Origin of the sequence: Nocardia sp. NPDC059228, from assembly GCF_042754245.1 — a bacterium.
In the GTDB taxonomy this organism is placed as follows: Bacteria; Actinomycetota; Actinomycetes; order Mycobacteriales; family Mycobacteriaceae; genus Nocardia.
Map to the genome: position 1 here is coordinate 1 of NZ_JBHZAL010000057.1, position 25,975 is coordinate 25,975.

The 25,975-nt window shown below is 66.2% G+C and carries 28 protein-coding genes and 3 pseudogenes; 16 read left to right on the forward strand and 15 right to left on the reverse strand.

The genetic code is table 11. The features are described 5' to 3' along the window. Positions 1-315 (forward strand): ANTAR domain-containing protein (locus ACFXKA_RS40405; protein ID WP_379431509.1); only part of this gene is annotated, 315 nt, incomplete at its 5' end. Between the two features lie 331 nt (positions 316-646). Here the strand turns inward: ACFXKA_RS40405 and ACFXKA_RS40410 are convergent. Together ACFXKA_RS40410 and ACFXKA_RS40415 are read right to left on the reverse strand one after the other, a co-directional pair. Continuing rightward, positions 647-1,363 (reverse strand): alpha/beta fold hydrolase, encoded by a 717-nt coding sequence (locus tag ACFXKA_RS40410; protein WP_379431510.1) that lies wholly within the window; start codon positions 1,361-1,363, stop codon positions 647-649. A gap of 229 nt (positions 1,364-1,592) precedes the next feature. After that, on the reverse strand, positions 1,593-2,615 hold the full coding sequence (locus tag ACFXKA_RS40415; protein ID WP_379431511.1) for a GlxA family transcriptional regulator: 1,023 nt from the start codon (positions 2,613-2,615) through the stop codon (positions 1,593-1,595). Positions 2,616-2,690: 75 nt separating this feature from the next. On the opposite strand from ACFXKA_RS40415, the gene ACFXKA_RS40420 reads away from it, so the two are divergent. The 3 genes from ACFXKA_RS40420 to ACFXKA_RS40430 all read left to right on the forward strand — a co-directional run bounded on the left by ACFXKA_RS40420 (position 2,691) and on the right by ACFXKA_RS40430 (position 4,450). After that, on the forward strand, positions 2,691-3,308 hold the full coding sequence (locus tag ACFXKA_RS40420) for a TetR/AcrR family transcriptional regulator (protein WP_379431512.1): 618 nt from the start codon (positions 2,691-2,693) through the stop codon (positions 3,306-3,308). Positions 3,309-3,450: 142 nt separating this feature from the next. Further along, complete coding sequence (locus ACFXKA_RS40425; RefSeq protein WP_379431513.1) at positions 3,451-3,930, forward strand: nitroreductase family deazaflavin-dependent oxidoreductase; 480 nt, start codon at positions 3,451-3,453, stop codon at positions 3,928-3,930. A 97-nt stretch (positions 3,931-4,027) separates the two neighbouring features. Next, a complete protein-coding gene (locus tag ACFXKA_RS40430) occupies positions 4,028-4,450 on the forward strand; it encodes a hypothetical protein (RefSeq protein ID WP_379431514.1) in 423 nt (140 codons plus the stop codon). A 243-nt stretch (positions 4,451-4,693) separates the two neighbouring features. On the opposite strand, the gene ACFXKA_RS40435 is transcribed toward ACFXKA_RS40430, so the two are convergent. After that, entirely contained in the window at positions 4,694-5,308 is a 615-nt protein-coding gene (locus ACFXKA_RS40435; protein WP_379431515.1) for a class I SAM-dependent methyltransferase, read from the reverse strand. 210 nt (positions 5,309-5,518) lie between these two features. Then, positions 5,519-5,932, reverse strand: a complete 414-nt coding sequence (locus ACFXKA_RS40440; protein WP_379431516.1) for a winged helix-turn-helix transcriptional regulator — start codon at positions 5,930-5,932, stop codon at positions 5,519-5,521. Positions 5,933-6,001: 69 nt separating this feature from the next. On the opposite strand from ACFXKA_RS40440, the gene ACFXKA_RS40445 reads away from it, so the two are divergent. Then, on the forward strand, positions 6,002-6,643 hold the full coding sequence (locus ACFXKA_RS40445; RefSeq protein ID WP_379431517.1) for a nitroreductase family protein: 642 nt from the start codon (positions 6,002-6,004) through the stop codon (positions 6,641-6,643). 344 nt (positions 6,644-6,987) lie between these two features. On the opposite strand, the gene ACFXKA_RS40450 is transcribed toward ACFXKA_RS40445, so the two are convergent. The 8 genes and pseudogenes from ACFXKA_RS40450 to ACFXKA_RS40485 form a co-directional block, all read right to left on the reverse strand. Next, on the reverse strand, positions 6,988-7,296 hold the full coding sequence (locus ACFXKA_RS40450; RefSeq protein ID WP_364613052.1) for a hypothetical protein: 309 nt from the start codon (positions 7,294-7,296) through the stop codon (positions 6,988-6,990). Positions 7,297-7,460: 164 nt separating this feature from the next. After that, entirely contained in the window at positions 7,461-7,904 is a 444-nt protein-coding gene (locus tag ACFXKA_RS40455) for a hypothetical protein (protein ID WP_379431518.1), read from the reverse strand. A gap of 10 nt (positions 7,905-7,914) precedes the next feature. Then, the gene (locus ACFXKA_RS40460; RefSeq protein WP_379431519.1) at positions 7,915-10,041 is read right to left on the reverse strand and encodes an ATP-binding protein; all 2,127 of its coding nucleotides are present in this window, start codon (positions 10,039-10,041) and stop codon (positions 7,915-7,917) included. 622 nt (positions 10,042-10,663) lie between these two features. Then, positions 10,664-10,948 (reverse strand): hypothetical protein, encoded by a 285-nt coding sequence (locus ACFXKA_RS40465; protein ID WP_379431532.1) that lies wholly within the window; start codon positions 10,946-10,948, stop codon positions 10,664-10,666. Positions 10,949-11,040: 92 nt separating this feature from the next. After that, positions 11,041-11,268 (reverse strand): annotated as a pseudogene (locus tag ACFXKA_RS40470) (ATP-dependent DNA ligase); the annotation flags it as partial. A 771-nt stretch (positions 11,269-12,039) separates the two neighbouring features. Continuing rightward, positions 12,040-12,843, reverse strand: coding sequence for an alpha/beta fold hydrolase (locus ACFXKA_RS40475; RefSeq protein WP_379431520.1), 804 nt, complete (start codon positions 12,841-12,843; stop codon positions 12,040-12,042). 31 nt (positions 12,844-12,874) lie between these two features. Further along, positions 12,875-13,498 carry a dihydrofolate reductase family protein gene (locus ACFXKA_RS40480; RefSeq protein WP_379431521.1) on the reverse strand — a complete coding sequence of 208 codons (624 nt, stop codon included), beginning with the start codon at positions 13,496-13,498 and terminating at the stop codon, positions 12,875-12,877. A gap of 487 nt (positions 13,499-13,985) precedes the next feature. Continuing rightward, the gene (locus ACFXKA_RS40485) at positions 13,986-14,546 is read right to left on the reverse strand and encodes a TetR/AcrR family transcriptional regulator (RefSeq protein ID WP_379431522.1); all 561 of its coding nucleotides are present in this window, start codon (positions 14,544-14,546) and stop codon (positions 13,986-13,988) included. A gap of 101 nt (positions 14,547-14,647) precedes the next feature. Between ACFXKA_RS40485 and ACFXKA_RS40490 the strand changes: the two genes are divergently transcribed. After that, the gene (locus tag ACFXKA_RS40490; RefSeq protein ID WP_379431523.1) at positions 14,648-15,082 is read left to right on the forward strand and encodes a DoxX family protein; all 435 of its coding nucleotides are present in this window, start codon (positions 14,648-14,650) and stop codon (positions 15,080-15,082) included. A 323-nt stretch (positions 15,083-15,405) separates the two neighbouring features. Here ACFXKA_RS40490 and ACFXKA_RS40495 read toward each other — a convergent pair whose 3' ends face one another. Beyond that, positions 15,406-15,828 (reverse strand): PaaI family thioesterase, encoded by a 423-nt coding sequence (locus ACFXKA_RS40495; protein WP_379431531.1) that lies wholly within the window; start codon positions 15,826-15,828, stop codon positions 15,406-15,408. A 235-nt stretch (positions 15,829-16,063) separates the two neighbouring features. Between ACFXKA_RS40495 and ACFXKA_RS40500 the strand changes: the two genes are divergently transcribed. After that, complete coding sequence (locus tag ACFXKA_RS40500; RefSeq protein WP_379431524.1) at positions 16,064-16,408, forward strand: winged helix-turn-helix transcriptional regulator; 345 nt, start codon at positions 16,064-16,066, stop codon at positions 16,406-16,408. 193 nt (positions 16,409-16,601) lie between these two features. Here ACFXKA_RS40500 and ACFXKA_RS40505 read toward each other — a convergent pair whose 3' ends face one another. Next, positions 16,602-17,471: a GNAT family N-acetyltransferase gene (locus ACFXKA_RS40505; RefSeq protein ID WP_379431525.1), complete on the reverse strand. Its 870-nt coding sequence runs from the start codon at positions 17,469-17,471 to the stop codon at positions 16,602-16,604. Between the two features lie 16 nt (positions 17,472-17,487). Here ACFXKA_RS40505 and ACFXKA_RS40510 point away from each other — a divergent pair. Together ACFXKA_RS40510 and ACFXKA_RS40515 are read left to right on the forward strand one after the other, a co-directional pair. Beyond that, positions 17,488-17,544, forward strand: a pseudogene (locus ACFXKA_RS40510) (hypothetical protein); the annotation flags it as partial. A gap of 41 nt (positions 17,545-17,585) precedes the next feature. Continuing rightward, positions 17,586-17,678 (forward strand): annotated as a pseudogene (locus tag ACFXKA_RS40515) (transcriptional regulator); the annotation flags it as partial. A gap of 66 nt (positions 17,679-17,744) precedes the next feature. Here the strand turns inward: ACFXKA_RS40515 and ACFXKA_RS40520 are convergent. Continuing rightward, a complete protein-coding gene (locus tag ACFXKA_RS40520; RefSeq protein ID WP_354845628.1) occupies positions 17,745-18,377 on the reverse strand; it encodes a GntR family transcriptional regulator in 633 nt (210 codons plus the stop codon). Positions 18,378-18,613: 236 nt separating this feature from the next. Here ACFXKA_RS40520 and ACFXKA_RS40525 point away from each other — a divergent pair, with 236 nt between their 5' ends. The 7 genes from ACFXKA_RS40525 to ACFXKA_RS40555 all read left to right on the forward strand — a co-directional run. After that, positions 18,614-20,347, forward strand: a complete 1,734-nt coding sequence (locus ACFXKA_RS40525) for a dihydroxy-acid dehydratase (RefSeq protein WP_379431526.1) — start codon at positions 18,614-18,616, stop codon at positions 20,345-20,347. Beyond that, a complete protein-coding gene (locus ACFXKA_RS40530; RefSeq protein ID WP_354845634.1) occupies positions 20,344-21,237 on the forward strand; it encodes an NAD(P)-dependent oxidoreductase in 894 nt (297 codons plus the stop codon). Before ACFXKA_RS40525 ends, ACFXKA_RS40530 begins: the two co-directional genes overlap by 4 nt. Continuing rightward, the gene (locus ACFXKA_RS40535) at positions 21,234-22,004 is read left to right on the forward strand and encodes a TIM barrel protein (protein ID WP_354845637.1); all 771 of its coding nucleotides are present in this window, start codon (positions 21,234-21,236) and stop codon (positions 22,002-22,004) included. Before ACFXKA_RS40530 ends, ACFXKA_RS40535 begins: the two co-directional genes overlap by 4 nt. A gap of 144 nt (positions 22,005-22,148) precedes the next feature. Next, positions 22,149-22,931 carry a fumarylacetoacetate hydrolase family protein gene (locus tag ACFXKA_RS40540; RefSeq protein WP_379431527.1) on the forward strand — a complete coding sequence of 261 codons (783 nt, stop codon included), beginning with the start codon at positions 22,149-22,151 and terminating at the stop codon, positions 22,929-22,931. A 55-nt stretch (positions 22,932-22,986) separates the two neighbouring features. Further along, a complete protein-coding gene (locus tag ACFXKA_RS40545) occupies positions 22,987-23,634 on the forward strand; it encodes an isochorismatase family protein (protein WP_379431528.1) in 648 nt (215 codons plus the stop codon). 12 nt (positions 23,635-23,646) lie between these two features. Then, positions 23,647-25,374: an FAD-dependent monooxygenase gene (locus ACFXKA_RS40550; RefSeq protein ID WP_379431529.1), complete on the forward strand. Its 1,728-nt coding sequence runs from the start codon at positions 23,647-23,649 to the stop codon at positions 25,372-25,374. Positions 25,375-25,420: 46 nt separating this feature from the next. Continuing rightward, positions 25,421-25,975, forward strand: a 555-nt coding sequence (locus ACFXKA_RS40555; protein ID WP_379431530.1) for a thiamine pyrophosphate-dependent enzyme, incomplete at its 3' end; no start/stop codon positions are given.

The window sequence follows — 25,975 nt, forward strand, 5'->3', positions numbered from 1 at the left end:
GCCGGCTTCTACATCGACCTCGCCGGCACCCTCATCCGCGCCGAACACGACACCCTCGAAGCACACATGCCCGAACTCGTCGAAGCACGCGCGGCAATCGAACAGGCCAAAGGCGTACTGATGCGCATGTACCGCATCAGCGACGAACAAGCATTCAAACTGCTCGTATGGCGCTCCCAGGAAACCAACACCAAACTCCGCGCCCTGGCCGAACAACTACTGCGCGAACTGCCCACCGTGCCACCAGCCGAACCCGCCACCGTGTCAGCCTTCGACCACATCCTGCTCACCCTCCACGAACGCATCCACCACTGACCACACCGCATGGACGAGGGTCCCGCCCCAGCGTCCCGGTAGAGCACGTGGGGCGCGACCCTCGTATCGGCCCAGCAGTCGGGGTCATGCGCTGCGCCGACATCTAAGCGCATACCAACAGGTCGGCCTTCTCAACCTGTCGGTGCCCGATCGTGGCCGACCGATGATGAGGTCGTTACCGGCTCCCCCATCCCATCCGCCCACGTCGCTCGAGTGTTCGGAAAACGATCAAAGTGGATCGGCGGTCCCCGGAATCACCAGGGTGTCAGCCGCATACAGCCTTTCCAACCCCGCGGCGTGAACAGTCAGCCGGCCGACCGCACCGGACGGGTCAGTTCGACTTGCGCACCGCACGCAGAATCAGCTCGGCGACCGCGCCGGGCTGGGACACGGTGACCGCGTGCGACGCGGCGATCTCGATCGATTCGGCCTGCGCGCGCTCGGCCATGAACCGCTGGGCTTCCAGCGGAATGTTCTTGTCGTCGGTGGTGAGCAGCGCGAATGCCGGAATGCTCGTCCACGCGGCCGCCGTAGCCGGTTCCTGGAGCGCGGCCAGCGCGACCGGCCGTTGGGTCACCGCCATGGCCGCGGCGGTGGCCGCGGGCACGTCGGCGGCGAACTGCTGCGGGAATTCGTCCTGTCGGATGTACAACTCGGTGCCGTCGGTGCCATCGGACAGCGGGTAGGACGCCGGGCGGGTGGTCGGGCCGAGGGTCGAGCCCGGGAACTTGTCGGTCAGCGCCAGCGCGCTCTCACCGGCCTCCGGAATGAAGGCCGCCAGATAGACGAGACCGGTGACCTGGGGCTTCCCTTGCGCCGCAACGCTGATGACGCTGCCGCCGTAGGAATGCCCGGCCAGCACCACCGGTCCGTCGATGCTGTCGACGACCGAGGCGACGTAGGCGGCATCGGAGGTGAGGCCGCGCAGCGGGTTGGCCGCGGCGAGCACGGAAACGCCCTCGGCGGCAAGGATTTCGATGACGCCGTTCCAGCTGGAGGAATCGGCGAAAGCGCCGTGGACCAGGACGACTGTGGGGGTGGTGGTCATGGGGATGGCCTCCGGGTTCGAGATCGGATAGGACGGTTGTGCCGGGCGCGGATCGCCTCGCCCGGCGGTGGGTCTGGATGCAGCACCGCGCGCAATGTCGCGACCGCCTGCGCCACAGCGGCTTTCGCGGCCCTTTCCGCGGCACCCGAAGTGAGGGCCGCGCGGCACAGATATTTTCGTCTGGAACCTTGGCGCGCCGCCCCTCACCGCGGGCCGTGAAAACCCCGATTCAGGACACGGCCGCGATGGCGGGCTCCGGCAGCGCCGGCCACGTCGCCGAGCCCGTGGTGCGGAAACGCTGCTGATACTGGCGTGGCGAAACGCCCAGGCGGGCAATGAAAGCCCGGCGCAGCGCCTCACTGCTGCCGAATCCCGCCGCCATGGCCGCCTCGGTCACCGAGCACCCGGCGTGCAGCATGTCCCGGGCGACGCCGAAGCGGATGAACGCCACGTATTCGGCCGGTGAGCGTTCCAGCTCGGACCGGAACAGCCGGGTCAGGTGCCGCACACTCACCTGGGCGTGCGCCGCGAGGGTCTGCACCGTATGCGGGAAGGCCGGATCCGCGCAGATCAGATCGACGACCGTGCGCACCAGCGAACTGCGCGCCACCGGGCCGGTCAGGGAAGCCGAGAACTGCGACTGTCCACCCGACCGCTGCATGTACACCACCAGCAGCTGCGCCGCTCGCCGCGCCACGTCCGCACCATGATCCTCCTCGACCAGGGCGAGGGCCAGATCCACGCCCGCCGCCACCCCGGCCGAACTGTAGAGATTGCCGTCCCGGACGAAAATCGCGTCCGGCTCCACTTTCACGGCCGGGAACTTCCGGGCCAGATCCGGTGCGTACTTCCAATGCGTGGTCACCCGCCGCCCGTCGAGCAGCCCGAGTGCTGCCAGCACCGCTGTCCCACTACAGATCGACACCAGCCGCCGGGTGTGCGCGGACAAATGCCGAGCCGCCGCCAGCAGCTCGGGCGTCACGAACACCGAGGCCGGCAGTTCACTCCCCGGAATCACCACGGTGTCGAACCTCCCGGCCTCGGCCGCCGCACCGCTCACCGCGACCCGTGCACCGATCGAGGTCTGCACATCCCGCCCGTCGGCCGAGAGCAACACCACCTCGTACCCGTTCACCGATTGATTGGCTTCCATGAAAACCTCGGCGGGACCGACGAAGTCGAGCATCTTCACACCATCGAACACGAGGATCCCCACCCGGCGACGGGCGGTATCGGAAGATTTTGACGACATGTCAACCAGTATTATGGAGGCACGCCTCCAGAACAAGTAGAGTGTTCGAGATCGCAGATTGATACGGTGAGTCCCATGGGTAGACCGCGACAGTTCGACGAGCAGGCGCTGCTCGATGCCGCGATCGAACTCTTCTGGCCGCAAGGCTTCGACACCACCTCGGTCGAGGACGTCTCCCGCGCCTCCGGCATCGGCAACGGCAGCATCTACGGCGCCTACGGCAACAAACGCGGCCTGTTCCTGGCCGCCTTCGAACGCTACTGCGACCAGCGCGCCCGATTCGTCCGCGCGGCAATCGAATCCGCCCCCGGATCGGCGCGCGCCGCCGTCCGCGCCCTCTGCCATGCCGTCATCGACGACTGCGCCGCCCACCCCGACCGCCGTGGCTGCCTCATGATCAATAGCATCGCCCACCTGGGCACCCGCATCCCGGAAGTCGCGACCATCGGCGCTCGCACCACCGCCACCATGGAAAACGCTGTCGCCGAACGCCTCCGCCGCGCCATGATCGCCACCGGCCCGGCCGACGAAGAACTCCTCTCGGCCCTGAGCGCCAATGTCATCATGACCACCCAGGGTCTCATCCAATTGAGCCGCATCGGCGTCACCCCGGCCCGCCTTCGCGAAATCGCCGACGTTTCAACCGAGATCCTGCCACCGGCCTGGGCAGGCGGGACGGATCAGCACCGGTAGGAGGACCGTAAACCGGCGGTCGGCTCAGCGGCGATCACCACGCTGCTGTCGGCTCGACGACCGGCCCATCTGGCCGACCCGACTTCTCGAGGCTGCTCGGGGGCCCTTGCCTTCACCCGCGGACAGGTGAACCCTCGACATCATGGCCAAGCCGTATCGAGCGGGGTGGGGCATCAGGGCATCCAACGCGTGGATGCGGACCGTGATACGCGCCGGGTTGCCGATGTGGACCTTCAGTGTCCTCACCGTGCCCGGACGCCGCACCGGCCGCGCCATCCAGACGCCGCTGGCGGTGTTCGAACAACACGGCCGACGATATCTCGTCGCGTCCTATGGAACGGTGAACTGGGTGCGCAACCTGCGTGCGGCGCAAGGAAGGGCGACGCTGCGCCAGGGCAGACACCTCGAGTCCGTGACGGCCGCCGAGTTGCCCACCGATCAAGCAGCCGAGGTGTTCCGCGCATCGCTGGTCACGGGACCACCACACGTTCCCAAACCCATTGTGGCGCTGTATCGACGGTTCTTCGTGCTGCCCTACCTGGAGGTGGATGTGGACTCGTCACCGCAGCAATTCCTCGACAACGCCCGCACCCACCCGGTTTTCGAAATCGTGTCGGCGTGAGGAAAGCAGCGGACCCCCGCACAACCCCGAGCGCCAACCGCGCGGTTCGTCGAGCAGATGTACACACGATTCCGAGGACGCAGATCAGGAGGAGAGCATGGGCACGATTCGGCTCACCGGCGAGATCGGAAAACCCTTCACCATCGATCCCAGCCCAGAAGAGGTGACCATTACACCAGGCGGGTCGCCGGTGCGCGTCGGCGTCCGCGTGACACCCACGGGAGAAGCAGGCGCCGGCCCAGTGCGCGTCGTCGTCGGCGTCAACCCCGAATCGGGACTGACCTTCACACACAGTCAGCTGACGGTCAACGATGGCACCACCTATCCCGCGGGCGCCGACTCTCGCGAGGATGTCCTGTCCTTCGAGGCGGTCATCATCGACTCCGAGGTGAATCCGGAGCTGTCCGTCGAGGTGACGGCCGGCGAGCAAGCACCGCACGAACCTACAGCCGTCTCGTTCGCAGTCGGCTTGACCTCGTGCGCCGTGCCCGTCACGATCGCAACCCCAACCGGCGAATGACCGAGCCCTGACCGACTGCGAGCGTGTCCCCTGTCAGTGTTCGGAGTCGTGCTCAGTGCTGACGTGCGGATTCTGTTGCGGTTGAACGGGACTGCGGATCGTCCGGCATGTCACGAAGTCCTCGGCAGTACGGTTCTTGCAGCTCGTACTCGTCTTCAGCACCGGGGTTGCGGGATGGTCGAGGATTCGTCGTTTTCCGAGGCCAGGAAACTGGGCACTTCAACGGTGCTCGCGGGCCAATTCCTACCGACACCCCGGAACCCCGGTGCGGCGCAGCCGATAAAGGTGGACCATCCTGCCCGCCACCTTCAGTAGGGACACGTCGTCGATGATTGCCCAACCTGGGAATGCGGCCGTGATGTCCGCCGGTACGGCGCCGCGGGGCAGTGGGCCGTGGTGGCCCAGTTCGAACGCGACCATGAGCAGGGTTGCGTCTGCGGCGGCGACGATGTCCACCTGCAGGCCCATGGTGTGCCGTTCGGGGTCGGTCAGGCCGTGGAAGACACCGAAGTCCAGAATCAGCCGGTATCCCGTGCCGACCTCGGCCGGGAGGGCGGTGATATCGCCTTCCAGGAAGCGGGCATCGACGCCGGCGGCGCGGGCGCGCCTGGTAGCGAGCCGGATGGCCTTCGGCACGATGTCGACCCCGGTGACCTGCCAGCCGCGGCGGGCCAGTTCCACGGCGTGCCTGCCGGTGCCGCAGCCGAGATCCAAGGCGGTCCCGGAGGGCAGCCGCGCTCCTGCCTGCTCCTGGTCGAATTGGGCGGCCAGTATGTGGGATACATCGCGCTGCCGGGCCGCCGCCTCCCAGGGGCGAAACCCCAGCGCATGCGCTACCCGATACCTGAAAACGCCCATGCTCGGTCCTCCTACGTGGGTCATGATGAGCAGCAACTCTGAACCGCGGTAGGCGCGGCATCGTCATCGGTGGGCCGCGATCGTGTGGAGGATATGGGATCGGGTGGGCGCTGATCGTCAGGTTGTGCGGTCGCGGCGCGTGGTGACCACGTAGATGCGGCGGCTCGGTCGACGGCCAGGCCGAATGCAGGGCTCGAGAAGCCGGGACGGTCAGGAACTCGCCGACCGTTGGTCAGCCGAGTCACGGTGTTGCCGCGAAGCCGCTCGAGCGGCTTCGATCTCGTTGATGTTGGCCTCGATCCATTCGCGCAGCGCGGTGATCGGGGTGCGCAGGCTGTAACCCAGTGGGGTGAGGGTGTATTCGACCTTCGGCGGGACGGTGGGATGGACGGTGCGGATGACGAAACCGTCGGTCTCGAGTTCGCGCAGGGTCTGGGTGAGCATCTTCTGGGAGATGCCCTCTATGCGGCGCTGCAGATCGGTGTAGCGCATGGTCCCGCCGGCGAGCGCGTCGATGATCAGGACCGTCCATTTACCGGCGATCCGGTCCAGCACCTGACGAGTAGGGCAGCGAGCGGAGAAGACATCGGCCGGCAGGCCCGAGGATTCGACATGTGTGCGCACCCCGGCCATTGTAACGAACCGAAAGGTGCCTTCTTTCAAAAAGTTTGCCACTCTCCGATAGTTAGTCTCATGAAAGCCGATACCTTGTCCGTCCCGGAAGCGATCCACCGGCGCCGCACTGTCCGCCACTACCTCCCCGACCCGATCGACCCGGACGTGCTGACCGAACTGCTGGAGCTGACCATGCAGGCCCCCAGTGCCTGGAACATGCAGGACCGATCGATCGTGGTGGTAACCAGTGCGGCCGGGCGAGCCCGGCTCTCGGAGGCGGCCTTCGGGCAGCCACAGCCCCGGGAGGCCCCGGTGGCGCTGGTCTTCGTGGCCGACAGTGCGGCATGGAAGGCGCCGAACACCGACATCGCCGACACCGCCGGGCGCAGCGGCGCCTGGAACGCCGAGTTCACCGCCATGTTCGACAGCCGGGCGGAATTCCACGACCTGCACAACCGCGGACTGTTGCGGGAGAACGCGGTGAAGAACGCCATGATCGCCGCCACCTACGCCATGCTCGCGGCCACCGCGCTGGGGCTGGCGTCGGCTCCGATGAACGGCTGGGATCCCGATCTGGTGAAGAAGGCGATCGGCATCGAGGACCGAGACGACCTGGCCATCGCCGTCATCGTGACGATCGGACACTCCGCCACCACCCCACCGCACCCAGGCCGGCGCCCGCTGGAACGGGTCGTCTTCGCCGAGCGCTACACCACCTAGCCTCGTCACCCCCAGCGTCCACGAATCCGATCCTCGGTCGCCCAGGGGGCAATAGTGTGCATTCGCCCCCAGATCCGACGCTAACGTCGAGATACGTTGCTGGACACGGTGGTTCGTGTTCGCCTGAACAGTGGCCCGAGATCCGGCGCTAAAGGGCCTGCCACAGATAAGTGCGCAAAATGGCGTACTGATGCGGGATGCGCGCGGCAGAGCGGTTCCGGCGCGGTGCCCTGCTTCGCCCGCTTCGAGGTCGCCGGGCCTGACCGACTGATGCATCGAAAAGGCCCTTCTCCCATCGGATTCCGATGAGCGAAGCGCCTTTCGCGTCTTGCGGTGGCGGAGTGCTATCCGATCCCGTTGCAGGTGGCGGACAGGGTGCAGGGGCGCGCACCGCCGAGCAGGACGTTGAGCAGGTCGGCGGGCGCGGCGAGCAGCGGACCGGCGAGGTTCGGCAATCCGGCCTGGGAGCTGCCTTGGCCGGCGGCGACGGCGCTACCGGTCGGAATGGGACCGGTGGTCGCGCCCCAGATCGGATCCGCGGTGGCGGGTGTGAGGGGTATTTCGGCTGCGGCCGGGCCCGCGACAGCGACAAGGCCCGCCGCGAGGGCGAGAGCGGCGAATCCTGCTCGGACCGTGCGGTTCTTGGTGTTCACGCGCCGAAGATACGCGAAACGTATTCGTTTGGAACAGGATTGAGCGCCCCCTGTTTGTTGGGCAGAGCTCCCGGTCGGTGAGCGTCCTCGGCGTACGGAATCCGGGTTCGGTGTGGCCGAGGAACACCGACTACTCATCCGGTCCTGTTGCGCTCTCGCTCGAGCTAAGAGTTGAGCTCGGTTCCGAACTGCTGCTGGAACTGGCCCACGAGCGCGCCTCCGGCTGCAGCAACCAGTTGCGCCACGATCGGGTTGACGATCAGCGTCGTGACAGCGCCGGTGAATTGCGGAAGCTTTCGGCTGAACCAGTTGCGAATGGAATACATCGTCGACACATCCGGCTCGGCCGCGGTGATTGCCTCCTCGAGGTCGTCGAGATTCTCCCGCGCCTGCTCGGCCAGTGGACCCTCGCTCGGCAACTGGTCACGCAGACGGCCGAATTCGGCTCGCAGAGAAGCGATGTCATCAGCGGTGACCGCGACGGAGGCGTTGCCGGAAACGATGTTGCTGACAGTGTTGTGGTCACCGACAGTGAATTGCCCGGACACGCTCCCACCGATGTTGACGGTGGTGCGGTCCGAGGGCTTGTCGGTCGGATTGGCGGTCATCGGGTCTCCTTCAGGACGTGGTGGTCGGCGGCGTACTGGTCGGTGGGGTCGTCGAGGTGGTCGTCGACGATGTGGTCGGCGGCTCGGTCGGGCCGAGTCTCGGCACCCCACCTGAATCGGTCGTGGACGGCGGAGGCGTCGACGTGGTCGAGGGCCCCGCCGACATGCCGCCCGGCTTCGACGCCACCCCGGTCAACGCGGCGCCGGTGAGCGACTGGCCGCTCTGGGTATGGATGACGAAGGTGGCGTGGTACTCCCCCGATCGCGGCGGTGCGAACGTCACCGCGAAGTCGCAACGGCGAACTGCTGGTTGGCATTTGGTGGAGTTGATCGTGAACGCGGCGTCACCCAGGATTGTTGCTCCGACGACGTTGTCGCAGTTCTGCCAGAGGGTGTATGCGGCGACGATCGTGGCCGAACCGGGCACGCCCGAGATGCCGCCCTCGTCGAGGTAGGTGAAAAAGGGGTTCGGATAGAGCCACCGGCTGTCAGGTGTACAGGTGGGCTTGGCGCGAGTCGTCGTCTCCGTGTCCGACGTGGTCACCGGAATCGTGGTGGTGACGGCGGGCACGATCGGTGGCGGAGCCTGTGTTTCCAGGGCCGCGGGCTGGGTTTGTGGCACCGGCTGTTCGGTCGCCACGATGGTTGCTCCGGCCACCGCCGCACCCACAGCGACGGTGGCCACGCAGACAGCGGCTGCCGGATGCGCAGAGATCGCAGTTTGCAACGACTTTCGCAATGTCCACGCGGTGACGGCTTTGCCCAGAGCCACCCCACCCGCGGCGCCTCCGGCCACGGTGATGCCGGCGACAGCATTGACAGCTCGCTGCCGGACAGTGTCCTCGTTCTCGAAATAGGCACGGTCCGCGGCGGATCCGGAGGCTGCTGCGGCGGCGGCGCCCAGTTTCAGCACCTCGCGCCACGCACCCCACTGCAGCGTCGCGGCTAAAACAGGGGCGATCGTGCGGGCCAGACTGCAGGCTGGGCCGGTGTTCCCATCGGTGATCGCGGTATCGAGCACGCGGATCAGGACCGGGGACGCGGCCCCGACCTGTTTGGCCGTGGCGGTGCTGGTGGCCCATTCGAGCAGCGGTTCGAGGAACCCTGAGGGATCCGGCGGCGAGCCGGCCCATGCCGTTCCCACCAGTTCGGCATCGACGGCGAGCCGATATCCGGCGCCGGCCGATTCTGTCAGCGAAAGCTCCTGCAGTTCCTGCAGAATCGACTCGGCCGGCCGGCCGGTCATCACCTGACACAGCGCCGGCGAGAGCGCCGAACCACCACCGGCCAGTAACGCGCTCACCACCTGGCGCGAAGCTGCCGACAATCCGGTGAGCATCGCCGTGCGGAGCACGTCGGGATCAGCGACTTCGACCGCCGGGCCCGCACGGCGTAACCACGCTCCGGCCTGCACCAGAGCTCGAGGATGACCGCGTGCCGCCGTGTACAGCTGCCGCGCCGGTTCGAGGTTCTCGCCCAGATCGTGGCCGAGGGTCCGCGTGATGAGGGCGAGCCCGGCGTCCTCGTCCACGCCCAGCAGTTCCAGGAGCTGTCCTCGACTCGATGACAGGCGCCGTCGGCTCGCGACGACCAGGTCCCCCGATGGCAGGGCGTCGAGCAGCTCTTCGAGATCCTCAGCGGCACCGTCGAAGTCGTCGATCACGATCAGCGCGTGCACCGAGCCCATCATCCGCCGCAGACGGTGCCGGTCCGGCAAATAATTGTCCGCGTCGTAGAAGGCTTGGAACAGCTGTTGAATCACGTCGCCGACATCGAGCCCGGCCGCATGCAGAAACACCACCGTGCCGCCGGATTCGCGGCGATCGGCGGCGAAGCGCCCCAGCAGCGCCGACTTCCCCACCCCCGGGGTGCCGTACACGACGACCGGCATCTCCTCATCCACCCACTGGGACAGCAACGCCAACTCCGCACGCCTGCCCAGTAATTCGCCACCAGCACGCGGCAACGGGTGCGCCTGCGGCGTAGCCCGCCGGGACGGCGTGGGCGGATTCACCGCGCCCCCGACAATGTAGGTCCGCTCGAGGTTGACAACGTAATTGTGGTTGCCCACCACCATTTGTGCCGATACGGCGCCACCGACATGGACCTGAGTGCCCGGGCCCGGTGAGTCGACCATGGGACCTCCCCCTTCAGCGGCGTCGATTCTAGCCGTTCGTCGCACACACGGATCGCCGAAATCCCTTTATTGCCAATCATTTCCGTGACTAAGCAACGGAAAACCTAACAAGCGGACGGTTCTCTTCGAGGCGGCGACAGCCATCCGACAGTGGCCCGACCACGGCAGGCCACACCCGCGTGTCCCGCATATCACCCGCTCCCTCAGATCAGCCGACCCAGGGAAATCCGCGCGTACGTCGCGCCGTAACAGGCTGGGGCAGCGGTGGCTACACCCATGCCAGAAGTGCTGGCGCCGGGGCAGGGCGAGTCCCGGCTGGATCGGGAGAATCATTGTCTCGCCACTCTTGCTTGGTTTTGCGACGCTGCGCTTCTTCAGCTGATACGTGACACCAACGGCGGCTATACCGGGCCATGGTACTGAGTGCCGGTCGGGCGACTTCCAACGGATGAGAGCCGTTAGGGCGGTGGGGAACACGATCGTCGCGGTCCCGAGAACCGTGAACAGAAGAGTGTTCATCGCACACAAGTCGCCCCAAAATAGTGTTCGCGACCGCACCCGCGCGAGCATTACCTCGTCGTAGCGCCTGCCATGGCGCGAGCCGCGTGGAACCGCGAGCAAATCACGCGACATGTACGTAGACGAGGACGGACAAGGGGAAGGCACAGAGATAGAAAATGATGACGCCCCTGACGAGCTGCAAGATGGTGGCATCGGTCAGGCGGTCGGCGAGCAGGTCATGCGTGTGCACACCCCCGTAGATATGAGCCAGGTCGACGCCGACCAGCGAAGATGACCACAGGACGAGGGTGGGCCGTCGTGAAAGTCGTGCCCGCCAACTGTTCGGCGGCGGGTAGACCAGGTCACGGGCCCTGTCCTCGAGGCACAAGTCGAGCTGCTGAGCCAATTCTGTGCCGCACGAGTAGCGGTCCTCGCGGTTGGGCGACTGGGCTCGGCCGCGCCTCGGCGGCGCCCGATACGGAGAACCACCCCGTCGCAGTCCGGAGCCACCAGTTCACGGTCGAGGGTCATCTCCCACCCCGCCGCCAGCGACACCACGGCGTGGGAGATCTCGAGAAAAGCCGCGTTGAGGGAGTCGCCGTTACGGCTGACCAGGTGGCACACGCCGTCGGAAACCCATGCCAGGCAGCGGATTCCGTCGTACTTCCATTCGTAGGCGTACCGGGTGTCGTCGTCGGCGGGAGCGGGCCCGGACGTGGCGAGCATCGGCGCCGGATGGCGCACCGTTCGCCGAATGCGACCCCCAAAAGATACCGAACGATCGCATCATCGTGACGCTCCGGAATCCCATACCCCGGGCGGAAATTCGTCGGACGGTCCGTGCTGGGAACTACCGTTGTATGCCGATCGAGCCGGTTCTGGTCATGTGGGTGTGGGTGGCTCGGCGGCGGGGTGCATGACGGCGTGCCACCACGAGTCGAGCCGACTCGGCTCCGGCCAGCGCACCACCGGCAAATCGTCATCGGAGCCGGTGGTGATGCTGGGTGCCGTCTTGTACCACTTTCCCGGCCGGCGAGCTGGCCCGTCACCGCGTGGTTCGCGTGGGGTTGCTGTCATGGCGCACCTCCGAATCCCTGCCCGACGCCGGTCTCACCGGGCGGGCTGGATTCTCAACTCGCGGCGGCGGTGTACGCCGAGGTCGACCACGCGCGAGAATGCCACGAAGGCCCAGGGCAATGCCGAGGGGTCTACGCCACCGCAGAGGGGGCCGACCTGCACCAGCGTAGGCATTCAAGGTCAACGGCAGGCTACGTCCGAGCCAATTCCCGGCGTCTACACCCAACGATCGAACATGGCGGCGCGTTCGGAAAACGACCGCCAAACTGTTCCGAACCGCACCATACCCGGCGGGAAGCTCAGCTGTTCGATCGGTCTCGAGGCGTTCGGCATGGTTACGCCGATGTGGCACAGCAGCTCTGGGACTTCCTCGCCCTTGACCCAAATCATCACGCGGGTACATGAGCACCGCGCTCCTGCTCAGCCGAAGAAGTCGAGCAGCAACGGCTCGAGCAGTTCGGGCTGGGCGAGGATTTCGTGATCGGCACCGGGCATGACTACCCGGCGTGCGCTCGGGATGGCGGCGGCCAAGGCCTGGTTCGCGGTCTGGATCCACGGCCAGGTCTGATCACCGTTGATGACCAGAGCCGGGATGGTGATCGTGGCGTAGCGGTCGGACTGCAGACGCATCTGGGGACCGGATACGGCAACGTCGTAGGGCAGGCTGTTGGCCTGGGCGCGCAGGAATTCCCACACCGGTGCGTTACGCATTCCGGCGACTATCGGCGCCGGCACCTCGACCTGCTCGGTGAGGAACAGTTCGGCCGCGCCGTCGTAGTCGCCGCGAGCAAGGCGGGCGACGAGCCGATCGAAGACGTCGGCCGGCGGTTCCGCGCGGTTGCCGTCGACCACCGCGGGCATCTCGTACACGGCGACCTTGTCGATCGGCAGCCCGCGTAGCACGCCTTCCAAAGCCAGAGCGGCACCGGACGAATGACCGAACACGTGCGCGGCGCCGCCGACATGCTTGATCACGGCGGCTAGATCGTCGATTTCGGATTGGACGGCGAAGTCGCCACGGACATCGGTGCTACCGCCACGGCCGCGGCGGTCGTAGCTGACCGCGGTGACGTGCGGGGCCAGGGTCGAGGCGAGCGCGGCAACGGTCGAGCGGTCGTTGAACGCGCCGCCGATGAGGATCACCGGTGTGCCGGAGCCGATGGTTTCCACGGCGATCGTGCTGCCGTCGGTGGAATCGACAGCGCTCAGGACGGGACTGGTCATGGAACTCGTGCCTTTCGATGGTTGGTCGCGGTCAGGCGGCGGTGGGGAACCGGAAGCCGAGGTGGGTGACGGCGGGTGAATCGAGGACGTGGAATCGGTCCAACTCGATCACGGTGTCGGGCAGTTGCTCGAACAGCCGGGTGCCCTGCCCGAGCAAGACCGGTGCTATGTGCACGTGCATCTCGTTGAGCAGCCCCTCGGCGATCGCTTGCTGCACGATCGTCGCGCCGCCGCTGATATGCACATTCCGGTCACCACACGCGGCCTTCGCGCGCTTGATCGCCTCCGCCGGGCCGTCGGTGACGAAATGGAAAGTCGTGCCGCCCTTGCGGATCAGCGGTTCGCGCTCGCGATGGGTGCCGACGAACACGGGTGCGTGGAACGGTGGGGACTCGCCCCACGGCTCCTCCCCGGAGTCGAACATCCTGCGCCCCATCACATACGCGCCGGCCTGCTCGAACATCTCCTTCAGCAGTGCGTTGTCGGCGCCCTGCAATCCGCCGTCGAACCCCCCGCGTTCACGCCACGCCTGGTGCGCGACAGCCCATTCGGTGATCCGAAAGAACCCCTTGTCCAGGTAGGGCGGCTGCTGCGCTGCGAGCCCACAGATGTAGCCATCCAGTGAGACCGTCATATCGGTGCGAACGTTGGGCATGTCATCTCCTCGATGTGTTCCGGGATGCCACTCGAGTACTCCTCGAACGGGCTGCGGAGGTTTCGACATCGGGACCGACCCGGGCGGCGAATTGTGACTCAGCTCATATCCACTCGGCCGTGTCCGGCCTGGTGGTGGCGCTACGCGGCAGCAGCTTCAGCCGGGTCGCGTACTCGCCGTGCTGGTATCGGGATCCGAACGGGGCCGGCTCGGCGGTGCCCGGCTGGATGGACCTGGCGATGCGCGGCCGGGATTTACCCGCTGCGGCGGATCCGGCCCCCGCGCCACCTGGCCGCCCGAGCCCCCGCCGTCGCCGCTCGCGGAGCCGCACGGCCCTTCCGCGTGTGGCGGCGAGGACCCGACGACGAGGCCGTAGGGCGTACTCGAAGCGGCGGTGTACCGCGCCGAACCAGCTGCGCCCGAACTGCTATGCGGCGCCGAAACCACTGCCAGTTCAACCGCGACAGGGATTTCAGAGGTGTCGGCTCTACTTGAGTTCGACAGCGGCGACCATGCGGCGGGCCAGTTCCTCGGGATCCTCACCGCCGAGTTCCGACTCGATGAGCGTGCCAGCGCGCCATAGCGCGGCGAAGCCGTGAACCAGGGACCATGCTGCCAGCTGCGCCGCCTTCTGATCTGCCACCGGACCATCCAATTCGTCGACGCCGGTGCGCAATTCACGACCCGACCCTGCATTGGCTGCGATCAGACGCTCGTCGTCGGTATCGAGAAGGTCGCGGCGGAACATGATATCGAAATGACCGGGGTAGCGGCGGGCGAAGCGGATGTAGGCGACGGCCATCTCCCCGAAATCGCCTGCGGCGGAGCGCAGTTCCTGCGCGAGCAAGCCGTAGCCCTCGATGGCCAGCTCGGTGAACAAGCCCTGACGGTTTCCGAAATGGTGGGCGGGAGCGGCGTGGGAGACGCCCGCGCGCTGAGCCAGGGCCCGCAGGGAGATCGAGTCGATCCCTTCGGTCGCTATCTGATCGGCGGCGGCGGTGAGCAGCGTGGCCTTCAGGTCGCCATGGTGGTACGCGCTCTTGGGCATGCCTCGATGATCATCGACAATCTTGTCGTTGACAAGTTACGCGGCCCTGCCTAATCTAGCCACTGTCAAGTTTCTCTCGGCCATCGCTTCAGGAGCCCGTCATGGCGCCGATCATCGCATTCCTCATCGTCACCTCCGTGACTCGCTTCGCGGGCTGGCTGGGCCTGGCCGACTGGCTGGACTCGTGGCCACACGCTGCCCGAATCGGCCTGGCCGCCATGTTCCTCCTCAGCGCCAGCGCCCACTTCCTACAGCCACGTCGCGACGCTCTGATCGCTATGGTCCCCCCACTGTTCCGCAACCCGGCCGCGATGGTTTCACTGACCGGCGTACTCGAAATCGCCGGCGCCACCGGCCTTTTGATTCCGTTCTTCGCACCGGCGGCCGCGATCTGCCTGGCAGTGCTCCTGGTCGTGATGTTCCCTGCCAATGTCCGTGCCGCACGGACCGGCGAGGGCATCCACACCATGCCGTTGCCGGCACGCACCCTGGTGCAGGTCGTATTCATCGGCGCCTGTGTACTCGCGGTCTTCTGATCTCTCACAGTGGTCTCGGATCGGGTGGTCCTTCCACCTGCGCACCGGCGCTGGGCGTCCAATCACTCGTCTGCTCGACTGGACGGTATGAGGGTCCACTGGCGAGGCCGGAGGTCTCGTTCTGCAGAGTCTCGTGGGTTGCCGGAGTGACACTCACTTCGGTAGAGCCACATGCAGTTTCAGGAGTCCCCCGGTGAGTATTCAGGATACGAGTGCCGGGTTGGATGTGCACGCGATGCCGGTGGTGGCGTGCGCGTGGCCGCGCGGATCCGGGAGCTGTGATTGCGCCGCAACTGAATCCGCTCCTTTTCGACGGCCCGAGATCAACGCCCCTGCGAGCGTTCACCCTCCAGTGTCGTCACGATGCTGACGACAGTGGCAACCGGTTTGCCGTCGCTTCGGGTGATATCGCATTGGTAGTGGGTGATGGTGCGCCCGGAGTGTGTCGGATACGCGTGCGCGCGCAGTGTGTCACGCCAGACGGGGCGCAGGAAGACTGCACGCAGGTCGATGCTCGTGAACGATTCACCGGGCCCGACCACAGTGGAATGCGCCGTGCCGATGGCCGCGTCCGCCAGCTCGGTGAGCAGCCCGCCGTGCACCGTCCCCTGCTGGTTGCCGTGCACGGCCGGATCTGTGTCCATCTCAACGACCGCGCGACCCGCGAGGACCGCCTTCAGACGAATGCCGAGCGTGCGGGAAATCGCTGTCGGATAACGAAATTGGCAAGTTTGATTGTCGGTCAGGGTGCCTGCCAGCTGGGCGTGCAGGTAGTCCAGGACCGGCAGTTCGGTCGGCGAGATCGTCATGGCCGTGACGCTAGAACCGACAGGATAGGACGATCAAGAAATTGTCCTACGTACAGTCGGATGGCCGGGCCGTCGTGGGGGCGACACCGGCAACCGACGGTCAGCGGGAGCTGGCCGGAAGTCGAGTGCGCTCGGTCCGGCTCTCGACCGCCTCGGCATTGCCATCAACCTGTTGCCGTCCCGGCTCGACAGTCTCACCGAAGCTGGTGTCCTGCAACGCATCCCATATCAGGAGCCCGGCGCTCGGCAACGCTACGAATACCGTCTCACCGAACGTGGCCTGGATCTGCGGCCAACCCTGGTGGCACTGCTGGAACGGGGCGACAAATATCTCGCCGACCCCAAAGGCCCGTCCGTTGTGGTCCGCCACCACTCCCCTGGTATCGAGCACAACTGCGATGAGCGGGTCCATGTCGTGCTGGAATGCGCGGCGGGACATACACATCCGCCGCCGACCGCAATCCACCGCACCGCCGGCCCCGGCGCTTGGTCACCGGGACCACGTGGATGGCGATGAGATCGTACCGGCACTCGAACCAGGCATCGAGCACAGCAGGATCCTTGGACTTCATAAGCTGACAACACCTGAGGACCTGTGCCCGCGGGGTAGTACGCGCGGTCGTAGCTCCGGGCGGCGAGTTCTCGGAAGCCGTCGATGTCGGTGTGACGCCAGGACGCCCAGATGGCTTCTCTTCGAGTGGAAGCCTGGCCTACGGCACTACTACGGTCAACGACGTGTCAGCGAGTTGAAAACCGAGTTCCTCGTAGATGCGTCGCGCCGGATTCGCATCGCTCACAACGAGAGAGACATCGGTCAGCCCGTCGGCCGCGGCAACGCAGAGCGCTCGACGAAGCACATCGGCGCCAAGGCCCGCGTAGCGTGCCCCAGGCCGGCGAAATACGTCAGCGATCCATGGCAAACCATCGCGGTCGGCGATGATCACCCCAGCGACTACGCGGTCGCTGTCGTCCACCACCAAGGCACTGCACGGAAGAACCGGTCCGAGGATGGAGCCCGCCAGCAGCGGTACCAGGCGCTCGTTCAGTGCGTCTTCGTCGCTACCCGAGTGATGGTCGGGGTGGCCGGCTGGAAAGGCGGCTCGCCATGCTGGGAACAGTGCATCAGCAGCGCGGTCGCAAGGAACCACGCGGAATCTGTTTCCGAGGACACGTGATGACCAGTCGGCGGGTGGCGGATATGCGATCAAGTCTCTTCGCATTTCATGGGCGTGGCGTATCACCCTGGCGCCGCGGCGCAGCAGTTGCTCACCGAGCTCCACGGATCCCGACACTGCCCATCCGGACATGTCGGAGACGATGGCATCCACGGGGTCAGGGCCGACTACTTCGGCGAGGTCCGCCCATGGGTGCCCCTCGCGAACACCACGCACGTAGGTCAAGACCGGCATACCGCGCGCATCCAACAGGGTCTGGCGCTGCTCGTCGTTCTCGGACACTATTTCGTCCTCGATAGATCGCGTGTGATCGGTACTGACATCGTGCTTCCTCTCCCGATCCACTCTCTTGGAAGTGGACTGCCGCAACGACTGGCGAACCAGTGACGCAGATTGGGCGGCCATGCTCGACACCTCGCTGATGAGCGCAGTGCGCTGTTCCCGGGCGGCGATCCCCCACCTGCTCAGTGGCGGATACGGCCGAATCATCAAAATCTCCTCGGTCAATGGACATCAACGTTGGAAAAGCTGCAGGGTCTGGCGGGCGTGCGGTCAACAAGAACCTGGCTGATCTTCGAGGAAGCCGTAGGTCCGGGGCCCGAGTGGGTCTGATCGACTGCACCACAGGAGAGTTCTGGCCGGCGCCGGATGCTGAGCAGGTTCGCCCCCGAGTCCCGCCTAGACCCCGGAGAAACCGCGCACCAGCGTCTGCGCGACCTCGTTGAGGTGCTCGATGGTCAGTTCACGAGCCCGATCCGAATCACGGTCCCGCAAAGCCGTCAAGATCAGATCGTGGGCGCGCAGCTCCTCCTCCGAAGTGATGTGTCCTTCGATCTGCGGCAGTAGATAGTGCAACCGGCGCACCTCGTCGGTCAGGTCCTGCAGAATGGTCCGAACTCTCGGATTGCCGCCGATATCGGTCAACGCCAGGTGAAACGCGCTCGCCGCACCCAGAGCGGCGTCCGTGCCCGAGGCAGTGTGTTGTTCCCTGACCATGCCCGCGAGCAGCTCCAGATCATCCGCTGTCGCGCGGGTCGCCGCGGCCGCGGCCACCTCCGGCTCGATCATGCGCCGGACCGCGAAGATATCGCGAATATCCCGCAACTCGACCGGCCGGACCAAGTAGCCCTTCCGTGGCAGCACCACGACCCACCCGGTCTGCGACAGCAGCCGCAGCGCCTCCCGCACCGGCGTCTTGGACACCCCGTACTCGGCGGCGAGCTCCGCCTCGTAGATGGCGGTGCCGGGTGCGCGCTGCACCCGCAGAATCTGATCCTTGATCCGTTCGTACACCTCGTCGGTGAGCGACATCGCCCCTCTTTCACCAGCTGAAATCCTAAGGCCATGAGTGTAGCCCACCGGGATCCCACTGATATATCTACAAAGTTCTTCCAAAATCTCTAACGCATATGTCATTGTGGTAGCCATCACTCGGCTTCGCACCGAGATCCCAGCGGCCACGAGACTCGACTGCCGAGCTCGCAACGCCATTCAATAGAACCCTGATTGCAGCAAAGCTGCCGCAATCGCGGCAGGGTGAGGAAACGATGTCTCAGGAGAGCACCCACCGAATCGGTGGGGAGCTGATGTCCGAGGAAGGTCCGGACGGCTTGATCACCCGAGCCTTCCTGCGCGGAACCGGGTTGTCGGCCTTGACGGTTCGCCAGCGGCCGGTCATCGGCATCGCCAATACGTGGAGTGAGCTCAATCCCTGCAACGCAGGTCTGAGAGAGCTCGCCCGGCATGTGAAACGCGGGATCACCGCGGCGGGCGGGCTGGCACTCGAGTTCCCGACCATCTCCCTGGCCGAAGCGTTCACGCGTCCGTCGAGCATGTATCTGCGGAACCTGCTCGCGATGGACACCGAGGAAATGATCACCGCGAGCCCGATCGACGGGGTTGTCCTGCTGGGCGGATGCGACAAGACCCTGCCTGCCCAGCTGATGGGCGCGGCCAGCGCGGGCAAACCCGCACTGGCACTCGCGGCCGGCCCGCGCCCGCTGTCGACCTGGGAGGGTCGGCCGATGGCGGTCGAGAACCTCTGGCCGCTCATCGATCAGCGCCGGACCGGCCACCTGTCCGACAGCGACTGGTCGCGGCTGGAAGGCTGCCTCAGCGGCGGAGTCGGCACCTGCAATGTAATGGGAACCGCCGTCACCATGGCTGTTGTCGCGGAGGTGCTGGGGATGGCGCTGCCCGGCACGGCGCTCTTGCCGGCGGGCTCGGCGCAGCGGGCGGCAGCCGCCGAGCACACCGGACGGGCCATCGTCGCACGCGCCCGAGCCCACATCACCCCAGCCGCGGTCATGACGCCGGGCGCGTTCGACAACGCGTTTCGCGCGGTGTGCGCGGTAGGCGGTTCGACCAATGCGGTGATTCACCTGCAGGCCATCGCGGGCCGGCTCGGATTGTGTTTGGACCCGGCGCGTTTGCAGAAGGTCAGCGACTCGACTCCCCTGCTGGCCGATGTGAAACCGTCCGGGCGACGTTTCCTGCACGACTTCGAGGCCGATGGCGGAGTTCCCGCACTCATGGGCCGGCTGCGCGAAATCGCCGACATGACTGCGATGTCCGGCGACGACCGCAGCTGGGACGAGACCGCGACGGACCCGGCCTCGATCGCGGGCTGCCTGTCGACGCTGACTCATCCCGTCGGCCAGGCGAGGTCGCTGGTCATGCTGCGCGGCAGCCTCGCCCCCGACGGCGCGCTCCTCAAGCAGTCCGCCGCCGATCCGGGGCTGTGCAGACACGTTGGCAGAGCGGTGGTTTTCGACGGTGTCGATGACCTGCGGGCGCGGATCGATCACCCTGATCTGGAGGTCGATGCGAGATCGGTGCTCGTGTTGCGCGGGACCGGCCCGATCGGCGGGCCGGGTATGCCGGAGGTCGGCCACCTGCCCATTCCGCGAAAACTGCTGGAGCAGGGCGTCACCGACATGGTGCGCATTTCCGATGCCCGGATGAGCGGCACCGCGACCGGAACCGTCGTATTGCACGTGGCTCCCGAGGCGGCGGCGGGCGGACCATTAGCACTCGTCCGCGACGGTGACTTCATCGAACTCGATACCGCCCGCAACACCCTCGATCTGCTGGTGGACTCCGCCGAATTGGAACGGCGCAGCCTCGAGGGCGGACCGAATCAACAAGGGCCACAGCCCAATGACGGCACCGAGCCGTCCTCGGCGTTTCCCCGGGCGCGCGGGTATGCGCGATTGTTCGCCGAACACGTGACGCAGGCCGATCGAGGCTGCGACTTCGATTTCCTGCAGGCGGTGCGATGAGCATGTTCGATGTCGGCCTGATCGGAACAGGGGCGATGGGGACACAGATCGCCACCCGGATCATCGCCGCGGGCCATCGGCTCGCCGTACACAATCGAACCCGCGTGAACGCACTCGCTGTGGAGAACGTGGGCGGGCAGTGGTGTGGCAGCGCGGGGGAGCTCGCCGCAGCCAGCCGCGTCGTGATCTCCTGTCTGCGAAACACTTTCGCAGTCGAGACCATCTACGGTGGCGACGGCCTGCTCGCCGGAGCCCGGCCCGGCCAGATCTTCGTGGAGCACGGCACCTTCGCACCGGCCACCGCCCGCGACCTCGCCGCCCTGGCCCGTCAGCGCGGTGCGGCATTCCTCGACGCCCCTGTCACCGGCGGGCCGACGGGAGCCGCGCAGGGAACACTCGCGATCATGGCCGGCGGTGACGCCGACGCCATCGACCAGGTGACTCCATTGTTGAAATCCTTCGGATCTCGCGTCACTCGCGTCGGCGGCTCCGGCGCGGGCGTCGAACTCAAACTCGTGAACCAGCTGCTGGTCGGCGCGCACATGACCGCCGCTGCCGAGGCGATCCGGGTACTCGACCGGGTGGGCATCGATCTCGGCCTCGCCGCAGAGGTCCTGCTCAGTGGATGGGCCGATAGCACCATGCTCAGGCGCGCCTTCACCCAACTCGAGCTCGACGCGGTAGAACACACCGGCGCCACGATCTCCGGCATGAATGAGGTCTTGGACCTGGTGAATCGGCTACGTGATGAAGCCCGCCTCAGCGGACCGGTGCTCGACGCCACCACCGCGTCGTTCCGGGCGGCCGTGGCGTGCGGCGCCGGCGACCTCGATCCGGCAGCTCTCGCCCGGCTCGACCACACAAGTACGGCGCAGGCGAGTCCGCGATGAGATGGGCGGCCAATCTGTCGATGCTGTACTCCCGGCTGCCGGTCGAGCAGCGGGCCGCCGCGGCTGCCCGCGACGGCTACTCCTACGTCGAAACCTGGTGGCCCTTCTCGCAATCGGCACCAGCGGTGGAGGAAATCGATCGTTTCTGCTCGACGCTGCGGCGTGCGGGAGTCCGGCTGGCGGCCCTCAATCTCGACGCGGGCGACCCCAGTGCCGGGGAGCGCGGGCTACTGACCGATCCCGGCCACGAGATACGCGTGCGGACCAATCTCGAATCGGCCGTCGAGATTCTCGCGGACACGAAGTGCACAATCCTCAACGCCCTGTACGGAAATCGGATCGACGGTCATGATCCGAGATACCAGGACCGGCTCGCCTTGTGCAGGCTGGTCGAAATCGCCGACCGGGTCGCGGAGCTGGGCGTGACGGTGGTCGTCGAGACGCTCAATGCCATCGACAGTCCACGGTTTCCCTTGACGAACATCGGCGACACCGCGGCGCTGGTCACCGAGGCGATCGCACAGAGCGGCCACGGCAATATCGGATTGCTGCTCGACACCTACCACCTGCGAACGATGGGTATCGATCCGGCGATCGCCATCGGCGAATACGGCCCGCTGATCCGCCATGTGCAGTTCGCGGACTCACCCGGGCGCGGGCGGCCCGGTACCGGCCGCATCGATTTCGATGGTGTCACACAGGCATTGGCAGCAATCGGCTATTCGGGATTCATCGGGCTCGAGTACGACCCGTCCCCACAAGGTTAGGAATCGAAAATGAAGATAGTCAGTTACGGACCCGAGCGGGCCGAACGTCCGGGAATCTTCGTGCCGGAGCGAGGAATCGCGCCGCTGGACCCACTACTGCGGTCGCTCGGTTTGACCGCGGTTGATTCCAACACCTTGGTCGCCATGCTCGACTGGCTGCAACCCGAGATCGAGAAGGCGACCGCGAACGATACGGCCACGCAGTCGATCTCGTGGCTCGACCCCGCTACCACCCGCCTCGGATCGCCTATTCCCTTCCCTGAGAAGGTGCTGGTGGCCGGTGGCAACTATCAGTCGCATGTCGATGAGGCTGCGGGGATGAAGAACGCCCCTTCCCCCTCGGAACCGATCATCATTCTCAAGCCGTCGAATACCGTCATCGGCGCGCGTGACGCGCTCATTCGCCCGGCGCAGACCGAACAGCTCGACTACGAAACCGAAATCGCCGTCGTCATCGGTCGTGGCGGGCGGCACATCGCCGCGAAGAACGCGTACGACCACGTCGCCGGATATTGCATCGCCAACGATGTCACTGCTCGAGACCTGGCATTCAAGGATGTCCACATCAGCCCGCTCTTCTCACAGATGACGCGGGCCAAGGGCATCCCGACCGGTGCGCCGCTGGGGCCGTGGCTGGTTACCAAGGACGAGATCCCCGACCCCCATCGGCTCCAGCTGCGTTGCTGGGTTAATGGCGAATTGCGCCAGGACGGTAGCAGTTCCGAGATGATCGTCGACATCCCGCACTTGATCGAGGATTTCAGCAAGGTAGTCGAGCTGTCCCCCGGCGATGTCATCATGACCGGCACGACCACCGGCTGTGGTGCATTCCAGAATCCCCCGAAGTTCCTGCGCGGCGGCGACCTCGTGCGGATGGAGATCACCGGGCTCGGCGTCATGGAGACGCCGATCGAAGACGAGAAGTGACTGCGTTCAGGGCGATTCCCGAACGATCACCGAATCCCTATTCAGGAGAATCACAGTGGACATCGAGGTCCGAACTCCCGAGAACACCTGCATTGTTCTCATCGACTACGTCAGCGGATTCGCCCCGTTGATCGCGTCGCAGACCGTGGCCGAAAACGTCTCCGGCGGGCGCGCTCTCGCGCAGACCGCCCTCGCCTACGACATCCCGCTGATCGTGTCCGTCGGCCCCGAGCACGACCCCCGGGGCGTGCTGTATCCGGAGATCGCGGAGGTGCTCGCAGACAATCGGGTGCAGCATCGCGGTCTGTCCTTCGATGCCTTCGAGGACGAGGAGTTTGCTGCGGCCGTCGCGGCGACCGGACGCCGGCACCTGATCATCGCCGGTCTGATGTCCGACGGCTGCGTCATGCATACGACCATGAGCGCCCTGCGCCGCGACTACGGGGTCTCGATCGTCGCCGACGCGACCGCCAGCACGAGCGTCACCGCGCACCACACCGCGATGGCCCGCTTCACCCAGCTGGGTGTAGTGCCGCGCACGTGGATGTCGCTCGCGTCCGAATTCCAGAAGTCGTACGCGAATACCGAGACCCTCACCGAATATCGCGCCATCCAGGCCAATATGCCCGGCTACGCGATGTTGAACGCCACTCTCGGCAACCTTCGAAATCTGGCCGCCGACAACCCGATCGAAAACCAGTAGGAGCACTACCCCATGTCTACAACCCGAACCGATCACCAGGTCGTCATCGTTGGTGGCGGACCGGTCGGCCTGATGATGGCGATCGAACTCGGCCGCCGCGGCGTGGATGTCGCGGTGATCGAACGGCGGACCGCCCGGCTGCGGCATCCGCGGGCGCTCGGCCTGCACGCGCGAACCATGGAGATCATGCGCCAGCTCGGCTGGGCCGAGGACGTCCGCCGGGCCGGCAACCTGCCGCTGGAGCGCTGGTCCAGCTTCGGCTACATGACCCGATTGAATACGCCGGACATCGGATCCATCGATCTGATGGCCGATCCCGACCGGGTCGAGCGCGCCTACTCGGAATCCCCGGAGATGATCGCTTGGTGCGCGCAGGACGTCTTCGAGCCGCTCCTGGTCGAGAAGGTCGGCGAATTCCCGTCGGTCGGTGTCACCACAGGTCTGCGCGTGACCCACCTCGAGCAGCACGAGGACCATGTCACGCTCACCGTCGAGGACGAAGCGGGATCGGTCCGGCAGATCTCGGCCGAGTACGTAGTCGGAGCCGACGGTGCGCACAGCACTGTACGCGGGCTGCTGGGCATCGACGCCCCGGTCTCACCGACCAAGGGCCACCAGCTCAACGCGTGTTTCGTCGGTGACCTGCGCCCCTACCTGGGCGATCGGAACCACATTCTTTGGTGGGTGATCAACCAGGACACCACCGGCGCGTTCCTCACCTATGACGGAGATCGCCGCTGGGTGTACAGCTGGGGATACGATCCCAACCGCGAATCGGTCGCGGACTATCCGCCGGAACGCTGCGCCGAGGTGATCCGATCCGCCATCGGCGACGCGGATGCGGACGTGGAGTTCGAACGCGTCTTCCCCTGGACGATCGACGCCGCCATCGCTGACCGGTTCCGGTCGGGTCGCACCTTCCTGATCGGCGATGCGGCACACCGGCTTCCGCCCAGTGGCGGATTCGGCATGAACAGCGGCATCCAGGATGCGCAGAACCTTGCCTGGAAGCTCGCACTGGTGCTGCGTGGCCACGCCGAGGAGTGCGTGCTCGACACCTATGACGAGGAGCGGCGCGCCGTCGCGTGGTTCAACGCCGAGCAGATTCACCGCAATGTCGAGGCGTCGGCGAAGGTCGGCTGGGTCATGACCGATCCCGACATGCTCGCTCGCATCGAAGGGCCCGACGGCGGCCCGGTGCGTCAGCAGATCGCCGACGCGATTCCCTTGCAGGAGGACCAATATTGGTCCTATGGCCAGCAATTCGGATTCGTCTACGAGTCCGCCGCCGTCATCGGCGATGGCACCGCGGCACCGGCATCGGTGGTCAGTGATTACGTCCCGTCGGCCGCACCGGGCGCGCACGCACCGCACGTCTGGTTGCGCGACCCCGAGGGTAATCGTCTCTCGACCGTCGACCTGCTGCATACCGATTTCGTTCTCCTGACCACCCCACAGGGCGCGGAATGGCGAACGGCGCTCGAAGATCTGTCGGCGCCCCGCGGCCTGCCGACCACCGGGTACGCGATCGGCGAGGGTGGCGACTTCGTCGCTGAGATCGGCCAGGACTGGCTGTCGCGGTATGGAATCGAGGCTTCCGGCGCGGTGCTGGTGCGCCCCGACGGACATGTGTGCCTGCGCGCCACCAACGCCGGCACGCCTGCTCGCGAAGTGCTCGCACAGGCGCTTGCCAAGCTTTTCCCGAGCCCGGTCGTGAACGCCGGCGCGGGTCAGGCGTAACCGGATTTCCGTAATCAACCATGTATCAACGTATTCGGAGACAGAAGTGACCCTCGTTGAACCGCCACCCCCGCGGCAGTTCGAGAAGTTCCTGCCCGCCGCGAGCGCCGTGCAGTACCTCGATGCCGATGGCAAACCCACTCCCAGCGACGCCCGCTATTCCCGTCCCGCTGATGACCGCCTGGTCGAGGTGTACCGGCAGATGGTGCGCGGCAGGCGCTTCGATCAGCAGGCGACGGCCCTGACCAAGCAGGGCATGCTGGCGGTGTATCCGTCCGCGCGCGGTCAGGAAGCGTGCCAGGTCAGCGCGGCGATGTGCCTGCGCCCCACCGATTGGCTGTTCCCCACTTATCGCGACTCGATGGCCATGACCGTGCGGGGAATCCCGGCCGCCGAGATCCTCAGCATGCTCGCGGGCGACTGGCACTGTGGGTACGATCCGGCCGTGCACCGCACCGCGCCGCAGTGCACGCCGCTGGCCACCCAGCTCCTGCACGCCACCGGGTTGGCGCACGCCGAGCAGCGCCGCGGGCGGGACACGGTCGTGCTGGCGCTGTGTGGTGACGGCGCGACCAGCGAGGGCGATTTCCACGAGGCGCTC